Annotated in this window: 24 protein-coding genes and 1 tRNA gene; 6 read left to right on the top strand and 19 right to left on the bottom strand. The window is 69.8% G+C overall.

Annotated features, from left to right (window positions below; genetic code table 11):
- Positions 1 to 176 precede the first annotated feature (176 nt).
- Positions 177 to 938: a M23 family metallopeptidase gene (locus tag FXO19_RS08700; RefSeq protein WP_149194684.1), complete on the top strand. Its 762-nt coding sequence runs from the start codon at positions 177 to 179 to the stop codon at positions 936 to 938.
- Complete coding sequence (locus FXO19_RS08695; RefSeq protein ID WP_149194683.1) at positions 932 to 1828, top strand: hypothetical protein; 897 nt, start codon at positions 932 to 934, stop codon at positions 1826 to 1828. Before FXO19_RS08700 ends, FXO19_RS08695 begins: the two co-directional genes overlap by 7 nt.
- 164 nt (positions 1829 to 1992) lie before the next feature.
- On the opposite strand, the gene FXO19_RS08690 is transcribed toward FXO19_RS08695, so the two are convergent.
- From FXO19_RS08690 to FXO19_RS08680, 3 genes are all read right to left on the bottom strand, one after another.
- The gene (locus FXO19_RS08690) at positions 1993 to 2940 is read right to left on the bottom strand and encodes an MBL fold metallo-hydrolase (protein WP_149194682.1); all 948 of its coding nucleotides are present in this window, start codon (positions 2938 to 2940) and stop codon (positions 1993 to 1995) included.
- An 85-nt stretch (positions 2941 to 3025) separates the two neighbouring features.
- Complete coding sequence (locus tag FXO19_RS08685; protein ID WP_149194681.1) at positions 3026 to 3334, bottom strand: hypothetical protein; 309 nt, start codon at positions 3332 to 3334, stop codon at positions 3026 to 3028.
- Positions 3331 to 4671 carry a tryptophan--tRNA ligase gene (locus tag FXO19_RS08680; RefSeq protein WP_149194680.1) on the bottom strand — a complete coding sequence of 447 codons (1341 nt, stop codon included), beginning with the start codon at positions 4669 to 4671 and terminating at the stop codon, positions 3331 to 3333. The genes FXO19_RS08685 and FXO19_RS08680 overlap by 4 nt, the downstream gene beginning before the upstream one ends.
- A 138-nt stretch (positions 4672 to 4809) precedes the next feature.
- Here FXO19_RS08680 and FXO19_RS08675 point away from each other — a divergent pair, with 138 nt between their 5' ends.
- On the top strand, positions 4810 to 5592 hold the full coding sequence (locus FXO19_RS08675) for a hypothetical protein (RefSeq protein WP_149194679.1): 783 nt from the start codon (positions 4810 to 4812) through the stop codon (positions 5590 to 5592).
- A gap of 95 nt (positions 5593 to 5687) precedes the next feature.
- Here the strand turns inward: FXO19_RS08675 and FXO19_RS08670 are convergent, their stop codons facing one another.
- The 7 genes from FXO19_RS08670 to birA form a co-directional block, all read right to left on the bottom strand.
- On the bottom strand, positions 5688 to 5885 hold the full coding sequence (locus tag FXO19_RS08670) for a CsbD family protein (RefSeq protein ID WP_149194678.1): 198 nt from the start codon (positions 5883 to 5885) through the stop codon (positions 5688 to 5690).
- A 212-nt stretch (positions 5886 to 6097) separates the two neighbouring features.
- Positions 6098 to 6253 carry an entericidin A/B family lipoprotein gene (locus tag FXO19_RS08665; protein ID WP_149194677.1) on the bottom strand — a complete coding sequence of 52 codons (156 nt, stop codon included), beginning with the start codon at positions 6251 to 6253 and terminating at the stop codon, positions 6098 to 6100.
- A gap of 183 nt (positions 6254 to 6436) precedes the next feature.
- Complete coding sequence (rocF, locus tag FXO19_RS08660) at positions 6437 to 7360, bottom strand: arginase (RefSeq protein WP_149194676.1); 924 nt, start codon at positions 7358 to 7360, stop codon at positions 6437 to 6439.
- An 18-nt stretch (positions 7361 to 7378) separates the two neighbouring features.
- Positions 7379 to 7454: transfer RNA gene (locus tag FXO19_RS08655), tRNA-Thr, on the bottom strand.
- Positions 7455 to 7490: 36 nt separating this feature from the next.
- Positions 7491 to 8273, bottom strand: coding sequence for an SPOR domain-containing protein (locus tag FXO19_RS08650; RefSeq protein ID WP_149194675.1), 783 nt, complete (start codon positions 8271 to 8273; stop codon positions 7491 to 7493).
- A gap of 60 nt (positions 8274 to 8333) precedes the next feature.
- Positions 8334 to 9080 carry a type III pantothenate kinase gene (locus FXO19_RS08645; RefSeq protein ID WP_149194674.1) on the bottom strand — a complete coding sequence of 249 codons (747 nt, stop codon included), beginning with the start codon at positions 9078 to 9080 and terminating at the stop codon, positions 8334 to 8336.
- Complete coding sequence (gene birA, locus FXO19_RS08640) at positions 9077 to 10069, bottom strand: bifunctional biotin--[acetyl-CoA-carboxylase] ligase/biotin operon repressor BirA (protein WP_149194673.1); 993 nt, start codon at positions 10067 to 10069, stop codon at positions 9077 to 9079. Before birA ends, FXO19_RS08645 begins: the two co-directional genes overlap by 4 nt.
- Positions 10070 to 10259: 190 nt before the next feature.
- Between birA and FXO19_RS19230 the strand changes: the two genes are divergently transcribed.
- Complete coding sequence (locus tag FXO19_RS19230) at positions 10260 to 10535, top strand: hypothetical protein (protein WP_187775708.1); 276 nt, start codon at positions 10260 to 10262, stop codon at positions 10533 to 10535.
- A 16-nt stretch (positions 10536 to 10551) separates the two neighbouring features.
- Complete coding sequence (locus tag FXO19_RS08635; protein WP_255516351.1) at positions 10552 to 11310, top strand: M90 family metallopeptidase; 759 nt, start codon at positions 10552 to 10554, stop codon at positions 11308 to 11310.
- A gap of 114 nt (positions 11311 to 11424) precedes the next feature.
- Here the strand turns inward: FXO19_RS08635 and FXO19_RS08630 are convergent, their stop codons facing one another.
- The 6 genes from FXO19_RS08630 to FXO19_RS08605 form a co-directional block, all read right to left on the bottom strand.
- On the bottom strand, positions 11425 to 12789 hold the full coding sequence (locus tag FXO19_RS08630) for an ATP-binding protein (protein WP_187775716.1): 1365 nt from the start codon (positions 12787 to 12789) through the stop codon (positions 11425 to 11427).
- 154 nt (positions 12790 to 12943) lie between these two features.
- Entirely contained in the window at positions 12944 to 13630 is a 687-nt protein-coding gene (locus FXO19_RS08625) for a response regulator transcription factor (RefSeq protein WP_149194670.1), read from the bottom strand.
- A gap of 54 nt (positions 13631 to 13684) precedes the next feature.
- Entirely contained in the window at positions 13685 to 14020 is a 336-nt protein-coding gene (locus tag FXO19_RS08620; RefSeq protein WP_149194669.1) for a hypothetical protein, read from the bottom strand.
- Positions 14021 to 14196: 176 nt separating this feature from the next.
- On the bottom strand, positions 14197 to 15108 hold the full coding sequence (locus tag FXO19_RS08615; RefSeq protein ID WP_149194668.1) for an arginine deiminase-related protein: 912 nt from the start codon (positions 15106 to 15108) through the stop codon (positions 14197 to 14199).
- Positions 15105 to 16139, bottom strand: a complete 1035-nt coding sequence (gene dusA / locus FXO19_RS08610) for a tRNA dihydrouridine(20/20a) synthase DusA (RefSeq protein ID WP_149194667.1) — start codon at positions 16137 to 16139, stop codon at positions 15105 to 15107. Before dusA ends, FXO19_RS08615 begins: the two co-directional genes overlap by 4 nt.
- A 443-nt stretch (positions 16140 to 16582) precedes the next feature.
- Complete coding sequence (locus FXO19_RS08605) at positions 16583 to 18379, bottom strand: sensor domain-containing diguanylate cyclase (protein WP_187775707.1); 1797 nt, start codon at positions 18377 to 18379, stop codon at positions 16583 to 16585.
- Positions 18380 to 18604: 225 nt separating this feature from the next.
- On the opposite strand from FXO19_RS08605, the gene FXO19_RS08600 reads away from it, so the two are divergent.
- Complete coding sequence (locus FXO19_RS08600) at positions 18605 to 19000, top strand: hypothetical protein (RefSeq protein WP_149194665.1); 396 nt, start codon at positions 18605 to 18607, stop codon at positions 18998 to 19000.
- Positions 19001 to 19081: 81 nt separating this feature from the next.
- Here the strand turns inward: FXO19_RS08600 and FXO19_RS08595 are convergent, their stop codons facing one another.
- From FXO19_RS08595 to FXO19_RS08585, 3 genes are read right to left on the bottom strand one after another with little or no spacing between them, the layout of a single operon-like run.
- Positions 19082 to 20767: a diguanylate cyclase domain-containing protein gene (locus FXO19_RS08595; RefSeq protein WP_149194664.1), complete on the bottom strand. Its 1686-nt coding sequence runs from the start codon at positions 20765 to 20767 to the stop codon at positions 19082 to 19084.
- 11 nt (positions 20768 to 20778) lie between these two features.
- Positions 20779 to 22284, bottom strand: a complete 1506-nt coding sequence (locus FXO19_RS08590) for an ATPase domain-containing protein (RefSeq protein WP_149194663.1) — start codon at positions 22282 to 22284, stop codon at positions 20779 to 20781.
- A complete protein-coding gene (locus FXO19_RS08585; protein WP_223115465.1) occupies positions 22281 to 22712 on the bottom strand; it encodes a hypothetical protein in 432 nt (143 codons plus the stop codon). Before FXO19_RS08585 ends, FXO19_RS08590 begins: the two co-directional genes overlap by 4 nt.
- Positions 22713 to 22812 lie beyond the last annotated feature (100 nt).

The raw sequence follows: 22812 nt of genomic DNA, 5'->3' as shown, positions 1-22812 counted from the left end.
TGGCGACCGGTCGATCCGCACGACCCGCCCCGGCAAATCGACCGGCGCTACGGGTTTGCCCCAGCTGCCAAACGAACGCCCGTCGGCTAGCGTCGGCCATGGCGCGCACCGCCGCGCCGCCGCCATGGCACCTGGGGAGTGTCATCGTCCATCACGATGTCAAAGGGGAAATCCGCATGTCGCGCTTCGCCCGCAGGTCCGCTCTGTCCGTCGCCCTTCCGCTCGCCTTGCTGGCCGCCGCCGCTGAGGCGGCGCCCGCCTTCCAGATGCCGTTTCCGTGCAACCAGACCTGGTCCGGCCAGACCCGCACCAACCACAACCCGCAACGCTCGATCGACTTCAACCGCAGCAACGATCTTGGCGATCCGGTGGTCGCGTCCGCGGCGGGCACCGTCAGCGTGGTCCGCAACCTGGGCAATACCAGCTACGGCAAATACGTCGTCATCAATCACGGCAGCGGCTGGACCAGCTACTACGCGCACCTGAACTCCTTTGCGGTATCGGTCGGACAACGCGTCTCGCGCGGGCAGCGGATCGGCACCGTCGGCTCCACCGGCGGCTCGTCCGGCCCGCACCTGCACTATGAGCAGCGCTACAACGGCTCCGCCACCAGCATCAAATTCAACGGCAGCACCGTTTACTACTACGGCACCCGCAACTACACCAGCCGCAACGGCTGCGGCGGCGGCGGCGCCTCCGGCACGGTCCGCACCAACGGCGCCAACCTCAACGTCCGCTCGGGACCCAGCACCAGCTATTCGGTCGTCGGATCGCTCGCCAATGGCGCCAGCGTGACCATCCAGTGCCAGACGACCGGACAGAGCGTCAGCGGCTACTACGGCACCAGCAACATCTGGAACCGGATCGGATCGGGCCGGTTCATCCCGGACGCCTACACTTACACCGGATCGGATGGCTTCGTCGCACCCAGATGCTGACCCGCAACACGCCGCACTGCACCGCCATGACCGCCTGGCGCCTGCCGCTGGCCTTCGCCGCCGTCGCCCTGCTCGGAGCGGCGGTCGGCGCATGGCTGGGCCACCGGTCGGCTTCCGCGGAGCACACGCCGGCCGTGGTGCCCGCGGGGGAGCCGCGTACCGGCGTCGCCATGGCTTCCGTGCCAGCCGACAGCGGCATCGTGCATGCCGCATCGCCTGACCGGCAGCTCCACCTGCAGCAGTTGCTGCAGGAGTACGCCGCCGCCATCGACGAGGACGTGCGCGGCGCCCGGCTCGCCGCGCTGGCGGCGGCCGCCGACGAAACCGTCCTGCGCTTCGCACTCGACCTGGCGTCCAGCCGCGATGCCGATGCGCGTCGACGCGGACTCGACCTGCTCGCCATCTTTCCCTTCGACACCCCCGGCATTCGCGAATTCGTCACCCACGGCCTGCAGCAGGAAACTGATCCGCAGACCCTCGCCGCGCTGGTCGAACTGGCCGCGCCGACGGTGATGCCGACCGAGGATGCGGCGCCGCTGGTGTCCCAGCTCGAACGCCTGACCGCGCACGCCGACCCGACGGTCCGCAGCCGCAGCGTGATGCAGTACGCGCAATGGAGCGGCCCGGCCGAGGGCGAGGCCCTGCTCAGCCGGGCCATCCTCGACGAGGACGCCGAAGTGCGCCGCGCCGCGATCGCCGGCGTCGTCGCCAGCAACGCGCGTTCCGACCGGCTCAAGGATGCATTGTTATGGATCGCCGGCGACGCCCGCGCATCCTCGCAGGACCGCAGCGCCGCGGTGTTCGCGTTGCAGTCGTTCGCGCTCGATCGCGAGGAATACGCCCTGTACCGGCAGGCTGCCGCCGCGACCGACGACCATCGTGCTCATTAGCGCGATCGCTTCCCCGGGCCGGCAAGGAAACGCCGCCGGCCGCTTGTTCTGCATGCAGCAGCTTCAGTGGCACCTGTCGCAACGCTTAGGGAAGGTCTGAATAACTGCCGTCATCCCCGCGAAGGCGGGAATGACGATCAAGAGCCGGGTTGTTCAGACCTTCCTTAGCGCGCCGGCTCGGTTCGGCGTTGGCGATCGAGCCAGACCTCCAGTCCCTGCGCGTTGAGTTCGATGTCCATCTCCAGCAGCGCCGGCACTCGCCGCTGCGCGTCGGCCACGCCGTGGCGCTGGGCGCGCTCGACGTAGATCCGGACCAGCGCTTCCACCAGCCGCGCATGACGATCGGCGTTGTCGCCAAGACGGCGGGCGGCATCGGTCGTCGCCTCGACCAGGGCGATCAGGTCCGTGCCCAGCCGCTGCACGTCGGTGACGCGGCCGTAGTGGGTCACGTAGACCGCCTCGGGCGCTTCGCCCAGCAGGCGCCGGACCGAGGCGCGCATCGCCTCCGGATCGAACTGCACCGGCGAGGTGGTGGGAATCGCGAACGCGCCGCGTGCGGTATCGAATTCGCGGTACGAGAGGCCGAAGATGTCGCCGGCGAACCAGCTGCGGCTGCGTGCATCCCACACCGCCAGATGGTGGCGCGCGTGCCCCGGCGTGTCGGCGCACAGCAGCGGCCGTCCGGCGAGATCGACGACACGGCCATCATCGGCCGCCGTCACCCGCGATGCGGGCACCGGCACCAGCGTGCCGTAGCTGTTCTCGAATTCGGCCTCGCCGTACACCGCCTTCGCGCCGGCGGTCAGCTTCGCCGGATCGATCATGTGCGGCGCGCCGCGCGGGTGCACCACCAGCGTCGCGTTCGGCAGTTCGCGCATCAGCGCACCGGCGCCGCCGGCGTGATCGAGGTGCACGTGGGTCAGGATCAGCCAGTCCACCGCTTCGCGCGACAGGCCCTGCGCGTCGAGCGCGGCAAGCAATCGCGGCACGCTGTGGTTGGTTCCGCAGTCGACGAAGGCAGCGCGTCCTTTTTCGACGACCAGGTAGGCGGCGCAGAAGTTCGGCCGCTGGTAACCGGTATCGATGGTGACGATGCCGTGGGAATCGCGCATGGCGGACTCGTGAAGCCGGGCGTTCCAGTCTAGATGGCGACGCGCCCGTGCCGCGATTCGGCTTTGGTCGCAGCCGCCGCCATGTTCAACGTGAGCGCAGCCACCGCCGTCGCAGGAAAAATGCGACCGTCATCACCGCAAGGAACACACCGTAGCCGACGGCAGTCGCCAGCACCTGCCGCCACATGTGCCCGTAGACGGGATCGGCACTGCCGTGCGCCCAGTGCACGCTGAGCACGAACGCCACCAATGCCAGCAGCAGCGCGGCAATGTCGAACACGCGGCGGACGGCCGTGCGCGGCTCACGCGGGAACCACCAGAACAACACGGCCAGGATCAGAAACCAGGGCAGGAACAGGATCAGCGCGAGGTTGAGCTCGACCAGCGGGTTCATGCCTCGTCCGCGGCGAACCTCGCCAGCGCCTCGAGCAGTTCCTCCACCGCCACACCTTCGGCCAGGTGACCGACCAAGTGCTGGCCCAGATGCACGCCCTGCCCGGCGAGATGATGCAGTTCCGCACTGCCCTCGCGCTTGAGCCGGGCGATGAGCTGTCCGGCGTCGCGCGGTGAATCGTGGCCCACGCTCTGCAGCAGCACGCGGTCGTCGTCGACCAGCTTGAAGTAGAAGCGGCCGTCGCTTTCGCGGTACTGCTTGAACTGCGGCGGCGCTTGTGCGGCGCCGGCGCCGGCGTCCGCTTCCGCTTCGGCCGGCGCATGCGCCAGGTCGCGCAGCCCGACCGCTTCGCGCAGGCGCCGCAGGAACGGCGTCGCAATCTGCTCGCGCAGGCGGGCGGCGCCCGCGCACAGCTGCCGTTCGATGTCTTGTGGCCTGGCGATCAGCGCTTCGTAGCGCGCACGCAGCGGCGCGATCTCGACGTCGATGCGTTCGAACAGCTGCTGCTTGGCCTCGCCCCAGGCGATGCCCTCGGCATAGGCCTGGCGCATGCGCGCGGTCTCTTCCTCGCTGGCGAAGGCACGATAGAGCTGGAACAACGCCGAGCCTTCGGTGTCCTTGGGCTCGCCAGGCGCCTTCGAATCGGTGACGATCGAGAAGATCAGCTTCTTCAGTTCCGCACGCGGCGCGAACAGCGGAATAGTGTTGTCGTAGCTCTTGCTCATCTTGCGGCCGTCCAGGCCCGGCAGCGTCGCCACCCGTTCCTCGATCTCCACCTCCGGCAACCTGAAGTGCTCGCCGTAGAGGTGGTTGAAGCGTTGGCCGAAGTCGCGCGCCATCTCGATGTGCTGGATCTGGTCGCGTCCCACCGGCACCCGATCGGCGTTGAACAGCAGGATGTCGGCCGACATCAGCACCGGATACATGAACAGCCCGGCGTTGATGCCGGCATCGTCGTCCTCGCCCTCGGCGCGGTTGCGGTCCACCGCCGCCTTGTAGGCATGGGCGCGGTTGAGGATGCCCTTGCCGGCGACACAGGTCAGCAGCCAGGTGAGTTCGGTAATCTCGGGGATGTCGGACTGGCGGTAGAAACACACGCGCTCCGGCTCCAGGCCACACGCCAGCCAAGTGGCGGCGATCTCCAGCGTCGAGCGCTGCACCCGCGCCGGCTCCTGCACCTTGATCAGGGCATGCAGGTCGGCGAGGAAGTAATAGCTTTCGACATCCGCGCTGCGGCTGGCGGCGATCGCCGGCCGGATCGCACCGACATAGTTGCCGAGATGCGGCGTGCCGGAGGTGGTGATGCCGGTGAGGACGCGGACGGGATGTGGAGACATTGCGCAGCCGATCGGGAAGCCGGGCCGAAGTTTAACCGTTGGCGCGGGCGGCACGGCTTCGGACCGCCCCGCGCCACGCCTGCAACCCCGACCGCGGCGGTGGCGCGTTCTCTCCCATGACCCCAAGGGAGAAGCGCCATGTCCCGCCTGCTGCTGCTCGCCGCGATCCTGTTCGCCGCCGCCTGTACGCCCGTCCGCGCCGGTTCGCTGGTCCGTCTCGATGTCGTCGATCGCGATACCGGGGAGTGGCTGCCGCAGCACCGGCACCGCGGCGATGCCTGGGTCGCCGGCGTTCCCGGGCGCCCGTACGCGGTACGGATCACCAACGACAGCGACCGGCGGGTGCTGGTGGTGCTCTCGATCGACGGGGTCAACGCGGTCACCGGCGAGACCGCCGACCCCGGCCAAGCCGGCTATGTGTTGGCGCCGTGGCAGAGCGCCGAGATCGCCGGCTGGCGCAAGTCGCTCGATGACGTCGCCCGGTTCGTGTTCACCGACTTGCCGGACAGCTATGCGGCGCGCACTGGGCGGCCGCAGCACGTCGGCGTGATCGGCGTCGCGGTGTTCGCCGAGCGGCGGCACACCCCGCCGCGTCCGCCCTCGCCGCCGGTCGCCGGCGGCAAGCGCGCACTCGTTCCGCAGTCCGCACAGTCCGCCGCCGAAACCGAAGCCGCCGACAGCGCCTACGGCGCCTCCAGGCAGCGCATCGGCACCGGCCATGGCGAGCACGAATGGTCCCCGACCCAGCGCACCGCTTTCGTGCGTGCCAGCACGCGGCCGATGCAGGTGACGCAGCTACGCTACGACGCGCCGCAACGGCTGGCGGCGATGGGCATCCTGCCGCGGCCGTACGCCTGGCGACGGCACGACGACGTGTCGCCACAGGCGTTCCCCGGTGGCTTCGTCCCGAACCCGCGCTGAGCCGCTGATCATCGAGGAGCGCGCCATGCGCGATACCGGCGTCCCGCAGCATCGCGCGCATGGCGCGCTCCTACGGAGGGGTTGCGATTACCGGGTCAAAGCGTACGTTCGAAATCCCGCACTTCCTGCTCGGCACGCTCGCGGGTCCAGCCGTACTGCTCCTGCAGCTTGCCGGCCAGGTACTTGCTGTCGCCTTCGGCGATATCGAATACGTCGTCGGTCAAGTCTCCCCACTGCGCCTGGGCGCGGCCCTTGATCTGGGTCCACTTGCCGGAAATGATGTCCTTGTTCATCGCGTGTCTCCGTCTTTGGCCACGGCGGTTTGCCGTTGACGACAGCGTGGCGACCTCCTGATTCGCATCCGGTCAAATTTGCGTTGGGTCGTGCAGACATCGATGAACGGACTGAGCGGTTCAGCCTTCATGGACGAGCCGACAGGCACGAAAAAGCCGGCGCGAACGCCGGCTTCTTGTTTCTCGTGCCAGGCGGCAGGCGCCGCGAAGCATCAGTCCGGATCGGTCCCACCGGTCCGGTCAGCGGCATCTTCGACCTTCTGGCCGGCCTTCTGCACATCCTTCCCCGCGCCTTCGACGGTGTTGCAGGCGGTCATAGTGGCGGCGGAAAAGAGGGCGAGCAGCAGCAGTGCTGTCAAACGCTTCATGGAGTTCTCCTGTGGTGTGGGGTCGCTTGGTCGTGTCGCGTCCCGAACCGGCGACCCGTGTGGACATGAAACCGCAGATCGGCGTGAAAGCCATGTCGATTCCGTCCGGCAGCCGGTGCGCCCGGCCATCCCCGTTCAGTTTCGTGCCGGCGGCACCCGGCGCAGGCAGGCGGCCGCCGAAGCTCAGTCGCGCATCAGCGTCGACTTGCCGAACAGGCTCTCGACCAGATCCACCGCGAGCTCCGCGGTCACGTTGCGATCATCCAGCGCCGGGCTGACCTCGACCACGTCGAGCGAGCCCATGCGGCCGCTGTCGGCGATCATCTCCATCACCAGTTGCGCTTCCCGATAGTTCACCCCGCCCGGCACCGTGGTGCCGGTGCCCGGGGCGATCCCCGGATCGAGAAAATCGACATCGAAACTGACGTGCAGATGGGTGTCGGCGTCGAGCCCGTCCAGCGCCTGTTCCATCACCCGCTTCATGCCAACCTCGTCGATGAAGCGCATGTCGAAGATATCGAGTCCGTGCTCCTTGACCAGCTGCTTCTCTTCCTGGTCGACCGAGCGGATGCCGATCTGCTTCACCTGGTCCGGCGTGATCGCCGGAACGTGGCCGCCGATCCCGGTCAGTGCGTCGGGGCCGATGCCGCACAGGCAGGCCACCGGCATGCCGTGGATATTGCCCGAGGGCGTGACCCGGCTGGTGTTGAAGTCAGAGTGCGCATCGAGCCACAACACGCGCAGCTTGCGTCCCTGCGCACGGCAGTGGTTGGCGACCGCCGCGATCGATCCGATCGCCAGGCAGTGGTCGCCGCCGAGCACCACCGGCATGCGTCCGGCGCGCAGCTCCGCGGCCGAGGCATCCATCAGCGCGCGGTTCCAGGCAACCACCTGGTCCAGATGGCGATAACCGTCCACCGGCGGCAGCCACGGGTTGGGCGGACCGTCGACATTGCCGCGGTCGACCACGTCGATGCCGCGCGCCTGCAGCGCCTCGGCCAGTCCGGCGATCCGCAGCGCCTCCGGCCCCATGCGCGCGCCGCGATGGCCGGCGCCGATATCGGTGGGCACGCCCAGGATCGAAACGGGTGGATAGTTCCGCGTCATCGTCGTCATCCGTGGTGATGGTGCCGGCAGTCCGAATCGAACGGACGACCTACCGCTTACAAGGCGGTTGCTCTACCAGCTGAGCTATGCCGGCGTGGATGGCCCGAGGGCACTCGGGAGGGCGGGCATTCTAACGCGCCGCCGCGGTGGCTTCAGCGAGACCGGCGCAGTCGACGGTGTCGGCCCGCGCCGCGCCGGTTTCGGTGCGTGCCGCGGCGACATCGAAACCGTCGGCCACGGCGACGTCGAGCCAGTGCCGGATATCGGCACCGCCCAGCGGCTCGGCCTGCGCGCCGAAGCCGGCCGCGCGCAGGTTGGCACTGTGGCGCCTGGCCGCCGCCTCGCCGCTGAAGCGCCCCAGGGCGATCGCGTTCGCCTCCTCGCCCGCGGCGATGATGAAATGGTCGTTGAACCCGGCGGCGACCAGTTTCTGCACCGTCGCCTGCGCCGCGTCGCGATCGGCCAGCGGCGGCAGCATCACCCGCCAGCCACGCGGCGCCTCCACGACCTCGCGCGGACGCAGATGCAGCACCTGCGGCTGCAGCCGCGCGCGCGCCGTCGCCAGCGCATCGGCATCGGCGAACGGGCCGAGCGCCAGGCAGCGCGCCGGTTGCGCCGGCGCAGTCGCCGCGTCTTCACCGGCCGCGTCCACCGGCGCGGGCGTCGTTCCGGTTTGCCCCGCATCGGCCTCGCCAGCCTCGGCGAGCGCTGTCTCCGGCTGCGGATCGGCGGCATCCGCCGATGCCGCCGTGGCGCGCGCCTGCGGCGTCGCCTCCGACAGCAATTGCAGCCGCGGGACGCCGGCCGGGTGCTCCGGCGCCGCGTCCGGCGCGGGCGGCGCCCGCAATGCCCACCACAGGGCGACGCCGAGGTTGAGGGCCAGCAGCAGGACGATGGAAGCGCGCAGGAGCATCGGTGAATTGTAAGCGCGCACCGCGCGTGCTTCCCGCACGCGATGCGCATATCGGCGCACTCAGGTCGGCGGCGCCATCCGTGCCCAGCGTGCCAGTCCCTCGAGCACCAGCGCCGGAGCGGGCGCGGCCCCGTCCAGCCGCGAGGCCAGGGCCTGTGCGCCGCCACCGTGCAGCAACAGTCGCGGCCGCTCGCCGCCCAGCAGGTCGCGCGCGGCATCGCGGCTGCGTTCGACCAGGGCCAGTGCCGCGCCTTCGCAGCCCGAGGCCAGCGCATCCACGGTGTCGTCGGCGAACTCGGCGTAATCGCCGCCATCGACCGGCAGTTGCCGCGCGCGCCGGTGCAGCGCCTCGCGCATCAGCGCCGGCGACGGCGCGATGCGGCCACCGCGATGGCGCCCGCGCGCATCGACCAGGTCGAGAGTCAACGCGGTGCCGACGCCGACCACCAGGCTCGCCCCGGCGCCGCGCGCATGCGCCGCCAGCAGCGTCAGGAAACGGTCGACACCGAGCCGCTGCGGCTCGGCATAGGCGATCTCGACGCCGTCACAGCGCCGCAGCGTGGTCGCGACCGAGACCCGCCCGCAGCGCCGCGCCAGCGCCTCGAGCAGGCCCACGCGCAGTTCCGTCGCCGCCACGCTGGCCAGACAGGCGGCATCGAAACGCGCCGGCAAGGCCGCGTCCCAGCCGGCAGCAAATGCAGCAGTCCCGTCATGGGCCACCGCGATGACCTCGCCGATGCCGCCGTCTTCGCGCAGCGGGGCGAACTTGAGCCGGCTGTTGCCCAGGTCGAACAACCACTCGCTCATGCGGCCACCCCAGGACGCACGCTGACTTCACCGGCATGGAAACAGCGCTCGCCATCGCCTAGGCGGACCCGCAACGCGCCGTCCGCCGCCGTGCCGAGCGCGACACCGGCGTGGGTGCCGTCGCCGGCATGCACCTGCACCGCGCGGCCGGCCAGTGCATCGAGCGCAGCGAAGCGCGGCAGGAACGGCGCCAGCCCGTCGCGGTCGAACCGCGCCAGCGCCGGCACCAGTCGCGCGACCAGCGCCGCCGCCAGCGCGTTGCGCGACGGCATCCGGTCATCGGCGATCGCGGCCAGGTCGGTCCATGGCTGCGCGATGGCGGCGGCCGCGGCGGCCGGCATCCGCAGGTTCAACCCGAGCCCGATCACCGCACGCGCGGGCCCGGCGTGCTCACCGCCGCCCTCCACCAGTAGGCCGCCGAGCTTGCGGAGTTCCGCCTCGTCTTCCACCACCAGGTCGTTCGGCCACTTCAGGCGCACGCGCGTCGCACCGAGCGCGTGCAACGCGTCCGCTGCGGCCACGCCGGCGACCAGCCCCAGGCCGCCGAGGCGGCCGAGGCCGCCGGAGAACCGGCGCGCCAGCGAGAGATAGAGGTTGGCCGCCAACGGCGAAGCCCAGTCGCGGCCGCGGCGGCCGCGCCCCCCGCTCTGGCGCTCGGCCAGCAGCACCGCGACGCCGGCCACGGGGGTCTCGCGGCGCAGCAGCTCGGAATTGGTCGAATCCAGCGACCAGGCCACGTCGAGATCGGCGATGCCGGCCCGGACCTCCGGCGGAAGCGCTTCGCGGATCCGCAAAACATCCAGCAGTTCCAGGGGCTCCGCCAGGGCGTAGCCGCGTTCGGGACTGGCCTCGATCACGATGCCGGCGGCCCGCAACGCCTCGACCCGCTTCCAGACCGCCGCCCGGGTCTGGCCGCAGGCGCGAGCGAGCGCGTCGCCCGAGACCGGGCCGGCAAGCAGTCGTTCGAGCAGGACGCGTTCGGAATTCATCGGTGATGGAGGCGTACAGATCCTGCGGGGGCCGGACCGCGATTATCCGCGCATCCGCGGCGCCGGGGCCGGCCGCGCGCCGGTGGGCGACGCCCCGCTGCAGCGCAGCATGCGCCGCCCGCCAACGGCGGCACAACCGCGCTATAGTGCGTCGTTGTGCGTTGCCGTCCTTCCTTCACAGGTCGCCGCCATGGTCCTTCGATTCGCGCTGTTGCTGCTGCTCTGCTCCGCCAGCCTGCCGCTACTGGCCCGCGAAGTCCGCCAGGCCGGCGCCAACGGCGACGGCGGCTGTCCCACCAGCACAGTGCCCGAGGAGGATGCCGGCACGAGCGTCCCGCGCGGCGAACGTCCCGGTACCACGGCACCCGCCGCCAAAGAACGCGCCACCGGCGCTGCGGGCGGCAGTACCGAGAACAGCGTGCGCCCACCGCGCTGGCACAGCTTCCTGCCAGGCATGTTCCGCTGAGGTCGGCGCGGTACGCGTGCTCGGCCTGATCCGGCGCCTGCGGCGCAGCCCCGCTCCGATCCCGTCCGACCTCTGGCACCGGATGTGCACCCGCGTCGCCTGGGTGGCACGCCTGGATGAGACCCGCGACCGGCGCCTGCAGACGCTGGCGGCGCGCTTCCTGCACGACAAGACCATCACCCCCATCGGCGGGCTGCACCTGGACGACGACCGGCGCGTGACGCTGGCCGCGCTGTGCTGCCTGCCGCTGCTCGAGTTCGGCGCCGAGGGGCTGCACGGCTGGTCGCAGCTGATCGTCTATCCGGACGCATTCCGCGTGAACCGCACCCATGTCGACGCCGCCGGCGTGCTGCACGAGTGGAACGACGAGCTGATCGGAGAGGCATGGGAGACGGGACCGCTGATCCTGTCCTGGGCCGATCTCGAGGCCGACCTGGCGCAACCGGATGCCGGCTTCTGCGTCGCCGTGCACGAGATGGCGCACAAGCTCGACGCGCTCGACGGCGTGCTCGACGGCACCCCGCCGCTGCCGCGCGACTGGCAACGGCAATGGGCACGCGACTTCCAGCATGGCTACGACGGCTTCGTGGCCGAGGTCGAACGCGGCGCCGACATCGCGATCGACCCATACGCGGCGGAAGCGCCGGAAGAGTTCTTCGCCGTGTGCAGCGAATACCACTTCAGCGATCCGGCCACGTTGCGCGCGCAGCTGCCGGACGTGGCGGCGCACTTGCAGCGGCTGTACGGCCGTTCGCCGTTCGAAAGTGAGGAGTGAGGAGTGAGGAGTGAGGAGTGAGGAGTGAGGAGTGAGGAGTGAGAAACGAGTAAAGGCAACGGCAACGGCGCGCATTTCTCTCATTTCTCACTCCTCGTTTCTCACTCCTCGCTCCTACAGTCCCGGCGGCAGCGTCACCACGAAGCGTGCGCCGCCCAGTTCTTCCGACGCCATCACCTGCAACTCGCCGCGATAGCTGCGCACGATGTCCTGCACGATCGCCAGGCCGATGCCGTGGCCCTGCACGCGCTCGTCGCCACGCACCCCGCGCTGCAGGACGTGGCTGATCCGCTCGGGCGGAATGCCGGGGCCGTTGTCGTCCACCGCGAGCAGCAGGCCGGGGCGGCGGTTGGGCGCGGACTCGCCCGGCCGGGCAGTCAGCAACACCCGTGACCGGGCCCACTTGAAGGCGTTCTCCAGCAGGTTGCCGAGCAGCTCCTGCAGGTCGCCGGGTTCGCCATGGAACTGCGCCTCCGGATCGATATCGAATTCACAGATCACGCCCTTGCTGGCGTAGATCTTCTCCAGCCCGCGCACGATCTGCTCGGCATGCGGCTCGACCTCGACGGGCGCGGCGAACAGCTTGTGGCCGCTGGAGGCCGCGCGCCCGAGCTGGTAGCCGACCAGGTCGTTCATGCGCCGCAGTTGCGTCTCCATCTCCTCGCGCAGGCCGCTGTCGTCGCCGGCGTCCAGGCGCGTGCGCAGCACCGCCAGCGGCGTCTTCAGGCTGTGCGCCAGGTCGGACATGGTGTTGCGCTGGTGCTCGAGGTTCTGGCGCTCGCTCTCGATCAGCGCGTTGATGCTGTCGGTCAGCGGCTGCAGCTCGCGCGGATGCAGCTCGCCCATCCGGTTGGCCTGGCCGCGCTGCACGCGCTTGAGCTCATCGATCACGCGCCGCAACGGCCACAGGCTCCAGCGCAGCACCACGGTCTGCAGCAGCAACAGGATCAGGCCGGCCACGCCGAGATAGCGCCACAGCGCCTGGCGGAAGACCTGCACCTGCTGCGGCAGGCTGCCGGCGTCCTCCATGATGTAGACGGTGTAGGGGATCTCCTCGGCATTGCGCACCAGCACGAAGCCCATCGCGTAGCGGATCACCTCGCCGGGCATGCCGGCGCTATCGCTGATCGGTAGGGGGCCGTCGAACCGCTCCTGCCCGCCCTCGAGCATCGTCAGCTCCGGCAGCCGCGGCCCCTGCGCCGAAGCCGAGTACCACGGCTGCCCGTCGGCGGTCACCACCGCGGCGTACAACCCGGTGCCGGGGCGATTGAAGCGTTCGTCGGGCGGGAATTCGGGCGGGATCAGGGTGTTCTCGCGATCGAATTCCACCACGCCCGCGTAGGTCAGGGCGAATCCACGCAGCCGGTCGCGCTGGCCTTCGCTGGCGACGTCGACGAAGGCCCGGTCCAGCGCGTAGCCGGCCAGCGCCAGGAACGCGACCAGCCCGAGACTGGCCGCAAGCAGCTGCCGGACCTGCAGCGAGCGCGGCCGCCAGGGAAGTTCGCGTCGTCGACGTTCGATCGCCATGGCGACAGGCTACCGGATCGCGCCGCGGCGGCCGGCGATGCAGGACGCGCGGCGGCGGCCAGCCGACCGGCGCCGCAGTGCGGACACGCTCAGGTCCGCGCGCGCCTCACTGCTCACCGCTCCGCGGGATCGCGAAACGGTAGCCACGCCCGCGGACGGTCTCGATCGGCTTGAGCGTGCCGTCCGGATCGAGCTTCTTGCGCAGGCGGCCGATGAAGACCTCGAGCACGTTGGAATCGCGGTCGAAATCCTGCTGGTAGATGTGCTCGGTCAGGTCGGCCTTCGAGACCAGCTCGCCGGCGTGCATCATCAGGTACTCGAGCACCTTGTACTCGTAGCTGGTCAGGTCGACGTTCTGGCCGTTGACGCTGACCGTCTGCGCGGCCAGGTCCAGGATCACCGCGCCGCACTCGAGCGTCGGCTTGCTCCAGCCGGCGGCACGGCGCACCAGCGCGTTGATCCGCGCCAGCAGTTCCTCGACGTGGAAAGGCTTGACCAGGTAGTCGTCGGCGCCCTGCTTGAGTCCGTCGACCTTGTCCTGCCAGCTCGAACGCGCGGTCAGGATCAGCACCGGGAACTGCTTGCCTTCGTCGCGCAGCGCGCGGATCAGTTCCATGCCCGACATCTTCGGCAGGCCGAGATCGATGATGCCGACGTCGAACGGCACCTCACGTCCCATGTACAGCCCCTCTTCGCCGTCCTGCGCCGCATCCACGGCGAAGCCTTCGCGCTTCAGGCGCGCGGCCAGGGTTTCGCGCAAGGGGGCTTCGTCTTCGACGAGCAGAATTCGCATGCGTCACTCCGGATCGGTGGCCGCGCGGCGGCCGTTGCGTTCAAGTATCTGAACTCAGTCGTTGTCGCGACGTGAGCGTTGGTGGCGCTGCTGGGGATCGTCCTCGTAGACGCGCACCCGTCCGCGATCGTCGACCACCTTGATCCGATTGATCTCGCGGCCGTCGGAATGCATCCGCTCGGCGCTGATCAAGGTGCCGCGGGTGGAGCTGCGGATGTGGCGGATGGAGTCGGCCATCGCATCCTGCCGGCGCAGGCGCGACGACGGCTCTGGTTGCGGAACGGCACGGGGCGGACCTTGCTCGGCTCGGGCCCGTTCCTGTCCCTGGCCGCGTTCCTGACGACCCTGCGCATGCACGGTCGTCAGGCCGGCCAAAGCGATGGCCAGCAACGACAGCAGCAGTGAACGACAGAAAACGGACATGAAAAATTGTCCCCACGGTGGGATGAATAGGGCGCCCGGTTCTCTGCCGGGCCCAAATTGTTGATTTTCCGGGGTGAATCCGTCCTTAACTTTTCTGAAGCCGATGGTGTCTGTTCAGTCGCGGCCCCGCAGTGGCGCCCCGCTCAGTAGATTTCCGCGATGCAGCAACGCAACGAACCGCCCGCCGACTCTAGAGCATCGAGCGCCACTGCCTGCAATCCGAAGCCCGCCTGCGCCAATCCGTTGCGGGCAGCCGGTGCCAGGGCGGCCGCGGCGACCGCGCTCATCCAGGCGGTCTCAGCAGTGAGCGAGATCGCGTTGCCGGCGAAACCCGCCCGCTCTGCCGGCGACAGCCATATCGCGTGCGGCGCGTACAGCTGCGCGATCGCGGCGGCCGCGCCTGCGTCGGCGAAGCCGTCCGGGCACAGCAGCACCGCCCGGCCGGCCAGCACCGCCAGCACCACGTTGGCGTGGTACTCGCCGGGCGCGAGCGCGAACAGCAGGGTCGCGCGCAGCCCGAAGGCCTCATGCAGCAGGCGGGCGCCGTCCGGGTCGCAACGCTCGGACAGCCCGCAGAAACCGAGCCCGCGGGCGCGGTCGATCACCAGCGCGCCGGTGAGTTCGCACGGATGCGGCTGGCCGGACAGGTCGTGGACCGCATAGCCGAGCGTCCCGGTGAAGAAGCCGCGGATGTCCGTGCGGGCGGCCTCGCGCTGGCGGACCGGGTGGCGCATCCGGCCCACGATCAGCCGTCCCGGCACGGTGGCGAACACGTTGTTGGGAAACAGGGCGTCGGGCGTTCGCGGATCGCCGGGAAAGCAGACCGTCGGCAGCACCGCGGCCATCGCGCGCTGCAGGTCGCGATGCTGGGCGCAGGCGCGCGCGGCGTCGAAGGCGTCGGCGTCGGCCATGTAGCGGTTGTCGCCGGCCGACTGCTCGGCGCGGGCGAAGCCGTCCGGCGCCACCAGGAATGCCGCCTTCGCGGTCGCCGGACCGAAGTCCGGCGCGCAGTCACGGGCGTAAGCGAGGAAGGCTTCCGGATCGCAGGTGATCATGCGGCGGCGCGGCGCGTGGCTTCGGTGGCGGCGAGTGCCTGTTCGACCACGTCCCAACCGGCACCCGGCCGGTGTGCGCCTTCGCTCAGTACCTGACGGAAGCGGCGTCCGCCCGGCTGGCCGTTGAACAGACCGAGCACGTGCCGGGTGATGTGCTTGAGCGCAACGCCTCGGGCGAGTTGCGCCTCGACATAGGGGCGCAGCGCGCGCAGCAGCTCGCCGCGCGACTGCAACGCACCGCCAAACCAGACGACGTCGAGCCGATGCAGCAGATAAGGGTCGTGGTAGGCCGCGCGGCCGAGCATGGCGCCGTCGGCGTGCTCGAGGTGCGCCGTCGCCTCGTCGGCCTCGGCGATGCCGCCGTTGACGATCACCGCCAGGTCCGGCCGCTCGCGCTTGAGCCGCCAGGCCCAGTCGTAGCGCAGCGGCGGCACCTCGCGGTTCTCCTTCGGGCTCAGCCCCTGCAGCCAGGCGTTGCGCGCGTGCACCACGAAGATCCGGCAGCCGGCCTCGGCGATCGTGTCGACGAAGGCGCGGAAGCGGCCGTAGTCGTGGTCGTCGTCCACCCCAAGCCGGCACTTCACCGTCACCGGTACAGGACGCGGTGCATCGGCCAGTGCCGCGATCATCGCCGCCACGCTGTCGGCCACCAGCGCTGGTTCGCGCATCAGGCAGGCGCCGAAACGCCCGGCCTGCACCCGGTCCGACGGGCAGCCGCAGTTGAGGTTGACCTCGTCGAACCCGTGCGCGGCACCGATCGCCGCCGCCTGCGCCAGCAGTTCCGGCTCGCTGCCGCCCAGCTGCAGCGCCACCGGGTGCTCCACCGGATCCAGCGCCAGCAGCCTCGCCCGGTCGCCGTGAATCACCGCGTTGGCATGCACCATTTCCGTGTACAGCCGCGCATGCGGCGCCAGCAGCCGATGGAACACCCGGCAATGGGTGTCCGTCCAGTCCATCATCGGCGCGACCGACAGGCGCAGGGAGGCTGCGTCGGGCAATGGATTCGGCAGCGGCTGGCCGGAAGTGGTCATGGTGGAAGCGGACGGGCAAGGTGGAGAGCCCGCTATTCTCGCTGGTCGCCGGCAAGGGGTCGAACCAAGGCTGAAAAGCGAACCTGACCCCAATGTTTGGGCCTCGCTGCGGTGGCTAGGCGCCAGTTCCGATAAAGGCCAGTTATCACATGGGCCGGCCGGTGGCCCATGTTAAACCCAGGATTGCGCATGCCGCGACAGGACGGATCCACCCGCGCGGGTCGCCAGCCCACCGGGCGCAGCGTTTTTGCCCCGAGGAGCCCACATCCAGCATGTGAGCCAAATGCACCCGCTATTCGGCTCATTTGCACTTCACCCGCCCCGGTCAGCGCTTCTGGACCGATGTCGTCACCTGCTGCCCTCACCCCTGCCCCTCTCCCGCAAGCGTGAGAGGGGGCTGCGGGCTCGGCTCGGCTCGCCCGTCCGCCAGCATGGTGTACTTGTTATGAGGTCACGGCAGCCACGTGATACCGGTTGCGCCCCGCGTTCTTCGCCACGTACAGCGCGGTGTCGGCCTGGGCCAGCAGGGTGGCGGGATCGATGGGCTGTGCGGTGCAGGCGATGCCGATGCTGGTGCGCACGGTGAGCTGTACGTCGCCGGCCTCGACCGGGCGCGCCATGGCGCCCAGGATCTTGCGCGCCACCGTTTCGGCGCTGGCAGGCGCGGCGTCTTCCAGCAGGATCACGAACTCGTCGCCGCCCAGCCGGGCGACCAGGTCGGTGTCGCGCACGCTGTCGCACAGGCGTTTGCCGAAGGCCTGCAGCACGATATCGCCTGTGGCGTGGCCGTGGCCGTCGTTGATGCCCTTGAAGTGGTCGATGTCCAGGCACAGCAGGGCGATCGGGTTGCCGTGGCGCTGCAGCCGCCTGCACGCGAGCGAGAGGCGTTCGTCGAACTGGCGGCGGTTGGCCAGATCGGTGAGGGCGTCCACGCGCGACTGGCGCTCCAGCTCGCGCCGGATTTCTTCCAGCGCCTGTTCGGCGGCCACGCGGCGGCTGACGTCGCGCGCGGTGATCATCAGGTCGATGCGGTCGCTGCCGTCGTCGGCGGGGATGGCGCGCGACACCGCCTCCACCCACACGTACTGGCCGTCCTTGTGGCGCAGCCGGTAGATGTCGGTGCGCGGCTGGCCGGTGTCCAGCGCGTCGGCCATCGCCTCGCGCAGGCGCTCGCGGTCGTCGGGATGGACGATGGCCCAGTGCGAGCCCTGCATCTCGTCGGGCTGCCAGCCCAGCATCTCGGTGGCCGAGGGCGAGACGTAGGTGCGTTCGCCGTCGGCGCGCACGCGGGTGATGGCGTCGTGCGAGTGATCGGCAAGCATGCGGTAGCGACGTTCGCTGTCGCGCAGGCGCGCGGCCAGGCGGTCGCGCTCGGCCATGGCCAGGCATACCGGGATGGTCAGCAGGCAGCCGCCGGCGATGTACAGCTGGATCACGGCGATGCGGCCGGTGTCGCCCAGGCCCTGCTGCCAGAGCGGGCCATAGCCCAGGGTGGTGGCGATGGCGGCTACCAGCGCCAGTGCGATCACGCCCAGCGCCGCGCCCACGAGCCGGTGCCGCACCGCTACCAGCAGCAACGGCGGATACGCCAAAAACAGCACCGCATACGCGTTGAGGAACACGCCGGTCGTCACCGCCACGATCAGCGCAAGCGTGGCCACCAGGTCCCAGCGCCGGCCGGGCGCGACGAACAGACGCCGCCGTTCGCGCAGCGCCACCAGGGTCATCGTGGCCACCACCACCATGCCCACCACGTGCGCGGCGAACCAGCTGCCCAGCGCGGGCAGGAACGGTTGCGCATTGAGGGTGTGGGCTAGGCCAGCGGCCAGCACGCCGGCCGCCGCGGCGGCCAGCAGCGTGGAGGCGGTGGCGATGCCGCCCAGGCGCATCCAGTTGCGCGGGTCGCGGGTGTCGGGCACCAGGCGCCGCACCGCACCGGCCACGATCAGCGCTTCCAGCAGGTTGCAGGCTGCCATGGCGACGGCATACAGGGCCTGGTCGCCGGTCAGCATGCGCGCGGGCAGCTCCGCCACGAACGCGACCAGCACATAGCCCGGCCAGGTGGCGGTGCGCCGCGACAGCAGCCAGCCGGTGAGGATGCCGTTGCCTACCCAGATCGCCGCCAGCTCCCCCGGCCCGCGCGCCAGCGTGAGCGAAAGCCAGGCTGTGCTGGCGATCAGCACCGCTAGGATGCTGCGGTCGGCCCAGTAGGTACGTGGCGGGGTTGGACGAGGGAGCATGCGGTCCTCGTGGGGGGATGCCCGCACCGTAGGCGCGGGCTGGCCGGCTGCCATTCTGCACCGAGGATGGGTGGGCTGGCGTTCGCGACCGGCAAACTGTGCGCGCCTTTGCTGTCTGCGCGTTCAGGCCTCGGGGGTTTCGGCACGGGCCTTGCGAGGTACCAGTACGCCCTGCAGCAGGACATGCCTGCTAGGTCCGGCCCGGAGGCCGTTCTGAAGTCACGATTGCAACGCAACCAACAACGCGCCAGCACCGTATCGCCGGCCCCTGGTCACCGCAAGGCGCCGTCGCGCACGCCCGAGCGGCGCAAGCAGCGGGCGCCCGCCAGCGATGCCGCGCTGCTGCGCGCCGGCCTCACCCCGCCCCAGCAGATCACGCTGGAGGCGATGGAGATCTTCCTCTGGCGGCTGGCCTTCGTGCGCCGGCCGCTGTTCCAGGCGCCGATCCCGGTGCTGCTGGACCAGGACGAGAGGTGTACACCGCGCTGCGTGCGGCCGGCGTCGACACCTAAGTCGACACCTAAGTGGTCTACGTCAGGCTCGACGTCTCCGAGCGCGAGATGCATCGCTTCATGCGTCGCCTGCACATGCGATGGCCGGCGATCGACTACCGTCGACTGAAGGCACTGCCTGCGATCCGCGCGCTCGGCGGCCTGGCGCCGCCAAATCTCGTGCTGATCGCAGCGGCCGTCGGTTCCAGCGCTAGCCATCTCGTCCGCTCGCTGGCCGTTGCTGCGGTGCAGGCTGCCTTCGGCGCGCCTTGGCCAGCCACGCGGGCGCCATCAGAGGCAGCGTCACCGTGAACCGGCTGCCCTGGCCTGTGCCGGCGCTGGAAGCGAAGACCGTGCCGCCGTGTGCTTCGGCCAGTTCGCGCACCACCGTGAGCCCGATGCCCAGGCCGGCTCCGCTGAAACAGACGGCGCTGGGTTCCTGCGTGAACGGCTCGAAGACCCTGGACAACGCGTCGGTGGTGATGCCGATCCCGCTGTCGAACACGACCAGTTCGACGCTCGCGCCTTGGGCGGTCGCCGAAAGCCCGATCTCTCCGCCCTTCGGCGTGTACTTGGATGCGTTGTCCAGCAGGTTCCTGAGGATCTGCGCCAGGCGAACCGGGTCTCCATCCACTTCGAGGGCGTGCTCCGGCACCCGCATGCTGAAACGCTGCATGCGCGTGTCCATGGCCGGCCGGCATGCGTGCACCGCCTTGGCGACGATGCCCGTCAGGTCGACCGCCCGACGCTCGAGCCGCAGCTTGCCGGTGTTCACCCGTGAGACGTCCAGCAGGTCGCCCACCAGGCGCACCATGTGCGCGACCTCCTGTTCGATGATCGCCTGATAGCGCGGTATCTCGTCCGCCCCGACCAGCCCCAGCATGTCGGCCGCGACGCGGATCGGGGTCAGGGGGTTGCGCAGTTCGTGGGCGACGACCGCCAGGAACTCCTTCTGCTGCCGCTGCGCTCGTTCGGCAGCCGCCAGCAGCTCCTGGGCGTTGAGGGCGGCCAACACCAGTTCTCCGTTCGCTTCGCGCAACTCCGCATAGCGGCGCTCGTGGTCGGCCGATGCAGAGTCGTAGTGGGTAAAGGAGCGCTGCACCGACGCGAGCGCCGACACCTGCCGGCGCCTTGCGCCTGGAGGCGCGTCGCCATGGCGGACGGCGCTGCCCGATCCGAGCCGCTTGGCCCGATACATAGCGGCGTCCGCTCGCTCGATCAGGGTCTCGGCATCCTCGCCGTCGCCAGGGTAGACACTGATCCCGATGCTAGCGCTGAGGCGCAGCACGTGATCGCCTACGCGGCTGGGGGCGGCGAGCGCAGCGATCACCTTGTCGGCCACCAGCGCCGCGTCGGACGCGTGGGAGACCTCGGTGAGGAGGATCAGGAATTCGTCCCCCCCATAGCGGCTGACCGTGTCCTCCTCGCGCACGACGCCCGATAGACATTGCGCCGCGAGCTTCAGCACCTCGTCGCCGACGGCGTGGCCAAGGTTGTCGTTGATCTGCTTGAAGTCGTCCAGGTCCAGGAACAGCAGCGCGATCCGGGTGCCGTGCCGCCTGGCAAAGGCGATGGCGCTGGCAAGCCGGTCCAGCAACCGCGTGCGACTGGGAAGCGCCGTCAGCGCGTCGTGCTGGGCGGTTTCCGACAGCTCCACCAGAGCCCGCGAGGCGACCTCGGTCTCGCGCTGGGCATCCAGCGCGGCGGCCAGCAACCGCTCGTTGGCCTCCAACAGGCGGGCCGACCGGTTGTCGTTCAGCTGATTCTCGGCATCCTCCACATCCCGGCGCAGGCGGGCCAGCTCCGCACGCGCATGCTCCGCCTGCTGCTGCAGGCGGCCGAGTTCGCGCGCGACCCTGGCCGCGGCGCCTTCCTTGGGCTCAGGGGCCTTGTTCATGGCGGCTGGCCTCAGCCATCGTCGGCGCCAACGGCGGGGAAGGGTCGGGCAGGGGCACGCTTGCGGGTCGGCCTGCCCCCGAGCAATCCTTCCTGATCGGACAGCATCTCGCCGATGCGGATGCCATTGTCGTCGATGCTGAATTCGCGCAACTCGTCCGAATGCGCGCTGGCCCGCATCTTGACCACAGCCATCACGCGTCGCAGCCGGCTGTCGACCTCGATGTAGCGCTGCACGATGATCGCGTCGGTCAGGAACGCGGTGCCGTACGGGCTGAAGCGCAGGTCGATGTAGCGGTCCTCGAGCTCGGAGGTCATCAGGACGGTCGCCCCGGCGCCGGTCAGGGCGGTGACCAGGCGCAACAGCGATTCGCGGAAGTCCTCCCGGAACGTCGGCGCCAGGGCGAGCTCGAACGCCGACAGCGAATCGATGACTACGCGGCTCGCGTCGAGGCGGCGGATCTCGTCGAGCAGCAGCTGCACGATCTCGTCGATCGACAGGTCCGGCGCGCGGCTGTCCACCAGGCCGACCCGGCCGCTTCCAACCAGTTCGGCGAGCAGGCGGTTGCGCGACCGGTTGGGGCGCTGCTCGAAGACCGCGATCACGCCGCTCTCGCCGCAACGCGCCCCCTCCGCCAGGAAGGCCGCCGCGAGGATGCTCTTGCCCGAACCAGAAGGCCCGGCCACGAGCACCGAGTAGCCGCGCGGCAGGCCGCCGCCCATCATGTCGTCCAGGCCCGGCACCCCCATCAGCAGGCGCGAGCCGGGCAGCTCCGCATCCGGCCCGGTGGGCGCCGCGAGCGCCATGCTCGCGGGCGCGAACACCTGGAGACCGGAACCGCTGATGCGGAACGTATGCAGCCCCGGCAGCGTCGGCTGGCCGCGCATTTTCATGATCTCCATTTTCCGGACCATGGAATTGCGCTGGACGCTCTGCCGCAGCCAGATCAGTCCATCGGCCACGGTGAGCACCGGGTTGGCGTCCATCTCGGTCTCGGTCTCGGTGAAGTACTCGCCGATCAGGAAGGTCGTGGCCTGCCAGCTCGTCATCATCATGCCGAGCTGCTGGACGAACTGCTGCAGGTTGTTGTGCGGATTGCCCTCGCCCCTGCTCGCGTGCACCACCGAACGGAACGAATCCACGAACACCAGCGCCGGATGGTGCGCTTCCACCTCGGCGGCGATGCGGTGCAGCACCTGTTCGAGATCGCCCTGCGAGGCGTCGTCCGACAGGTTGACGAAATGGATCGACCGGCCGATCCGCTCGCTGTCGAAGAAATCGAACTGCTGCTGATAACGCAGCATCTTCAGCGGCGGCTCGCCCAGCACCGTGAAGTACAGGGCCGGCCGCTCCGGCGTGGCAAGCGCGAACATGATCTGGTGCGCCAGCGTGGTCTTGCCGCAGCCCGGCGGCCCGGCGATGAGATTGAACGAGAACTCGGGCAGTCCGCCTCCGAGCACGTCGTCCAGCCCTGGCACGCCGGTCGCCAGACGATGAATGGTCACTTTGGTGGTCATGGCGAAATGTCCTGTGCGGGCGGGCCGCTGGAAAAGGAGGCCCATACGGGACGAAGCAATCGCTCGGTCAGCGAAGGTCCGACCAGGCTGGTCAGCAGCTCGTAGAACGTCTGCAGGAAGGCGCCTCCCGCAGCGGCGGCGTCGGCGCTGCTCTGCTGGACGAAGGCGGCCTCTAATGCCTCCAGGTCGACGGTCGCCTGGATCCCCTCATGCACGCTCCCCAACCATGGGTGGGTGGGCGCCACGAGATGGAGGCTGCGCCTGAAGAGCATGGCAACGCCGCGCTGCCCGACGATGGGACTCAGCGCAGCGTCAATCTGCCGCCATGTCGCAACCATTCTGTCGGCGATCTGTCCGGCCGTCTTCGCCTGGTGCGCCAGCGCAGCTGCGATCCATTGGCCTTCCCCGCTTTCCACTGGACCCGTCATTGGCCGTCGGCTACTTGTCTGATGGTACGCCCTTTTGGATTTCGGGTGCCGGAGGAAGAGACCCGGGAACGTCGACGCGCATTCATCGGGTGCGCGGATG

Source organism: Luteimonas suaedae (assembly GCF_008312895.1).
Lineage (GTDB): Bacteria > Pseudomonadota > Gammaproteobacteria > Xanthomonadales > Xanthomonadaceae > Luteimonas > Luteimonas suaedae.
Note: the sequence above shows the minus strand (reverse complement) of the source record. Positions and strands in the feature narration are given on the sequence as shown.

What these genes read in the sequence shown, in the direction of transcription:
- FXO19_RS08700 (WP_149194684.1), top strand. Translation starts at nt 177, where the DNA reads ATGTCGCGCTTCGCCCGCAGGTCCGCTCTGTCCGTCGCCCTTCCGCTC.
- FXO19_RS08695 (WP_149194683.1), top strand. Translation starts at nt 932, where the DNA reads ATGCTGACCCGCAACACGCCGCACTGCACCGCCATGACCGCCTGGCGC.
- FXO19_RS08690 (WP_149194682.1), bottom strand. Translation starts at nt 2,940, where the DNA reads ATGCGCGATTCCCACGGCATCGTCACCATCGATACCGGTTACCAGCGG.
- FXO19_RS08685 (WP_149194681.1), bottom strand. Translation starts at nt 3,334, where the DNA reads ATGAACCCGCTGGTCGAGCTCAACCTCGCGCTGATCCTGTTCCTGCCC.
- FXO19_RS08680 (WP_149194680.1), bottom strand. Translation starts at nt 4,671, where the DNA reads ATGTCTCCACATCCCGTCCGCGTCCTCACCGGCATCACCACCTCCGGC.
- FXO19_RS08675 (WP_149194679.1), top strand. Translation starts at nt 4,810, where the DNA reads ATGTCCCGCCTGCTGCTGCTCGCCGCGATCCTGTTCGCCGCCGCCTGT.
- FXO19_RS08670 (WP_149194678.1), bottom strand. Translation starts at nt 5,885, where the DNA reads ATGAACAAGGACATCATTTCCGGCAAGTGGACCCAGATCAAGGGCCGC.
- FXO19_RS08665 (WP_149194677.1), bottom strand. Translation starts at nt 6,253, where the DNA reads ATGAAGCGTTTGACAGCACTGCTGCTGCTCGCCCTCTTTTCCGCCGCC.
- rocF (WP_149194676.1), bottom strand. Translation starts at nt 7,360, where the DNA reads ATGACGCGGAACTATCCACCCGTTTCGATCCTGGGCGTGCCCACCGAT.
- FXO19_RS08650 (WP_149194675.1), bottom strand. Translation starts at nt 8,273, where the DNA reads ATGCTCCTGCGCGCTTCCATCGTCCTGCTGCTGGCCCTCAACCTCGGC.
- FXO19_RS08645 (WP_149194674.1), bottom strand. Translation starts at nt 9,080, where the DNA reads ATGAGCGAGTGGTTGTTCGACCTGGGCAACAGCCGGCTCAAGTTCGCC.
- birA (WP_149194673.1), bottom strand. Translation starts at nt 10,069, where the DNA reads ATGAATTCCGAACGCGTCCTGCTCGAACGACTGCTTGCCGGCCCGGTC.
- FXO19_RS19230 (WP_187775708.1), top strand. Translation starts at nt 10,260, where the DNA reads ATGGTCCTTCGATTCGCGCTGTTGCTGCTGCTCTGCTCCGCCAGCCTG.
- FXO19_RS08625 (WP_149194670.1), bottom strand. Translation starts at nt 13,630, where the DNA reads ATGCGAATTCTGCTCGTCGAAGACGAAGCCCCCTTGCGCGAAACCCTG.
- FXO19_RS08615 (WP_149194668.1), bottom strand. Translation starts at nt 15,108, where the DNA reads ATGATCACCTGCGATCCGGAAGCCTTCCTCGCTTACGCCCGTGACTGC.
- dusA (WP_149194667.1), bottom strand. Translation starts at nt 16,139, where the DNA reads ATGACCACTTCCGGCCAGCCGCTGCCGAATCCATTGCCCGACGCAGCC.
- FXO19_RS08605 (WP_187775707.1), bottom strand. Translation starts at nt 18,379, where the DNA reads ATGCTCCCTCGTCCAACCCCGCCACGTACCTACTGGGCCGACCGCAGC.
- FXO19_RS08595 (WP_149194664.1), bottom strand. Translation starts at nt 20,767, where the DNA reads ATGAACAAGGCCCCTGAGCCCAAGGAAGGCGCCGCGGCCAGGGTCGCG.
- FXO19_RS08590 (WP_149194663.1), bottom strand. Translation starts at nt 22,284, where the DNA reads ATGACCACCAAAGTGACCATTCATCGTCTGGCGACCGGCGTGCCAGGG.
- FXO19_RS08585 (WP_223115465.1), bottom strand. Translation starts at nt 22,712, where the DNA reads ATGACGGGTCCAGTGGAAAGCGGGGAAGGCCAATGGATCGCAGCTGCG.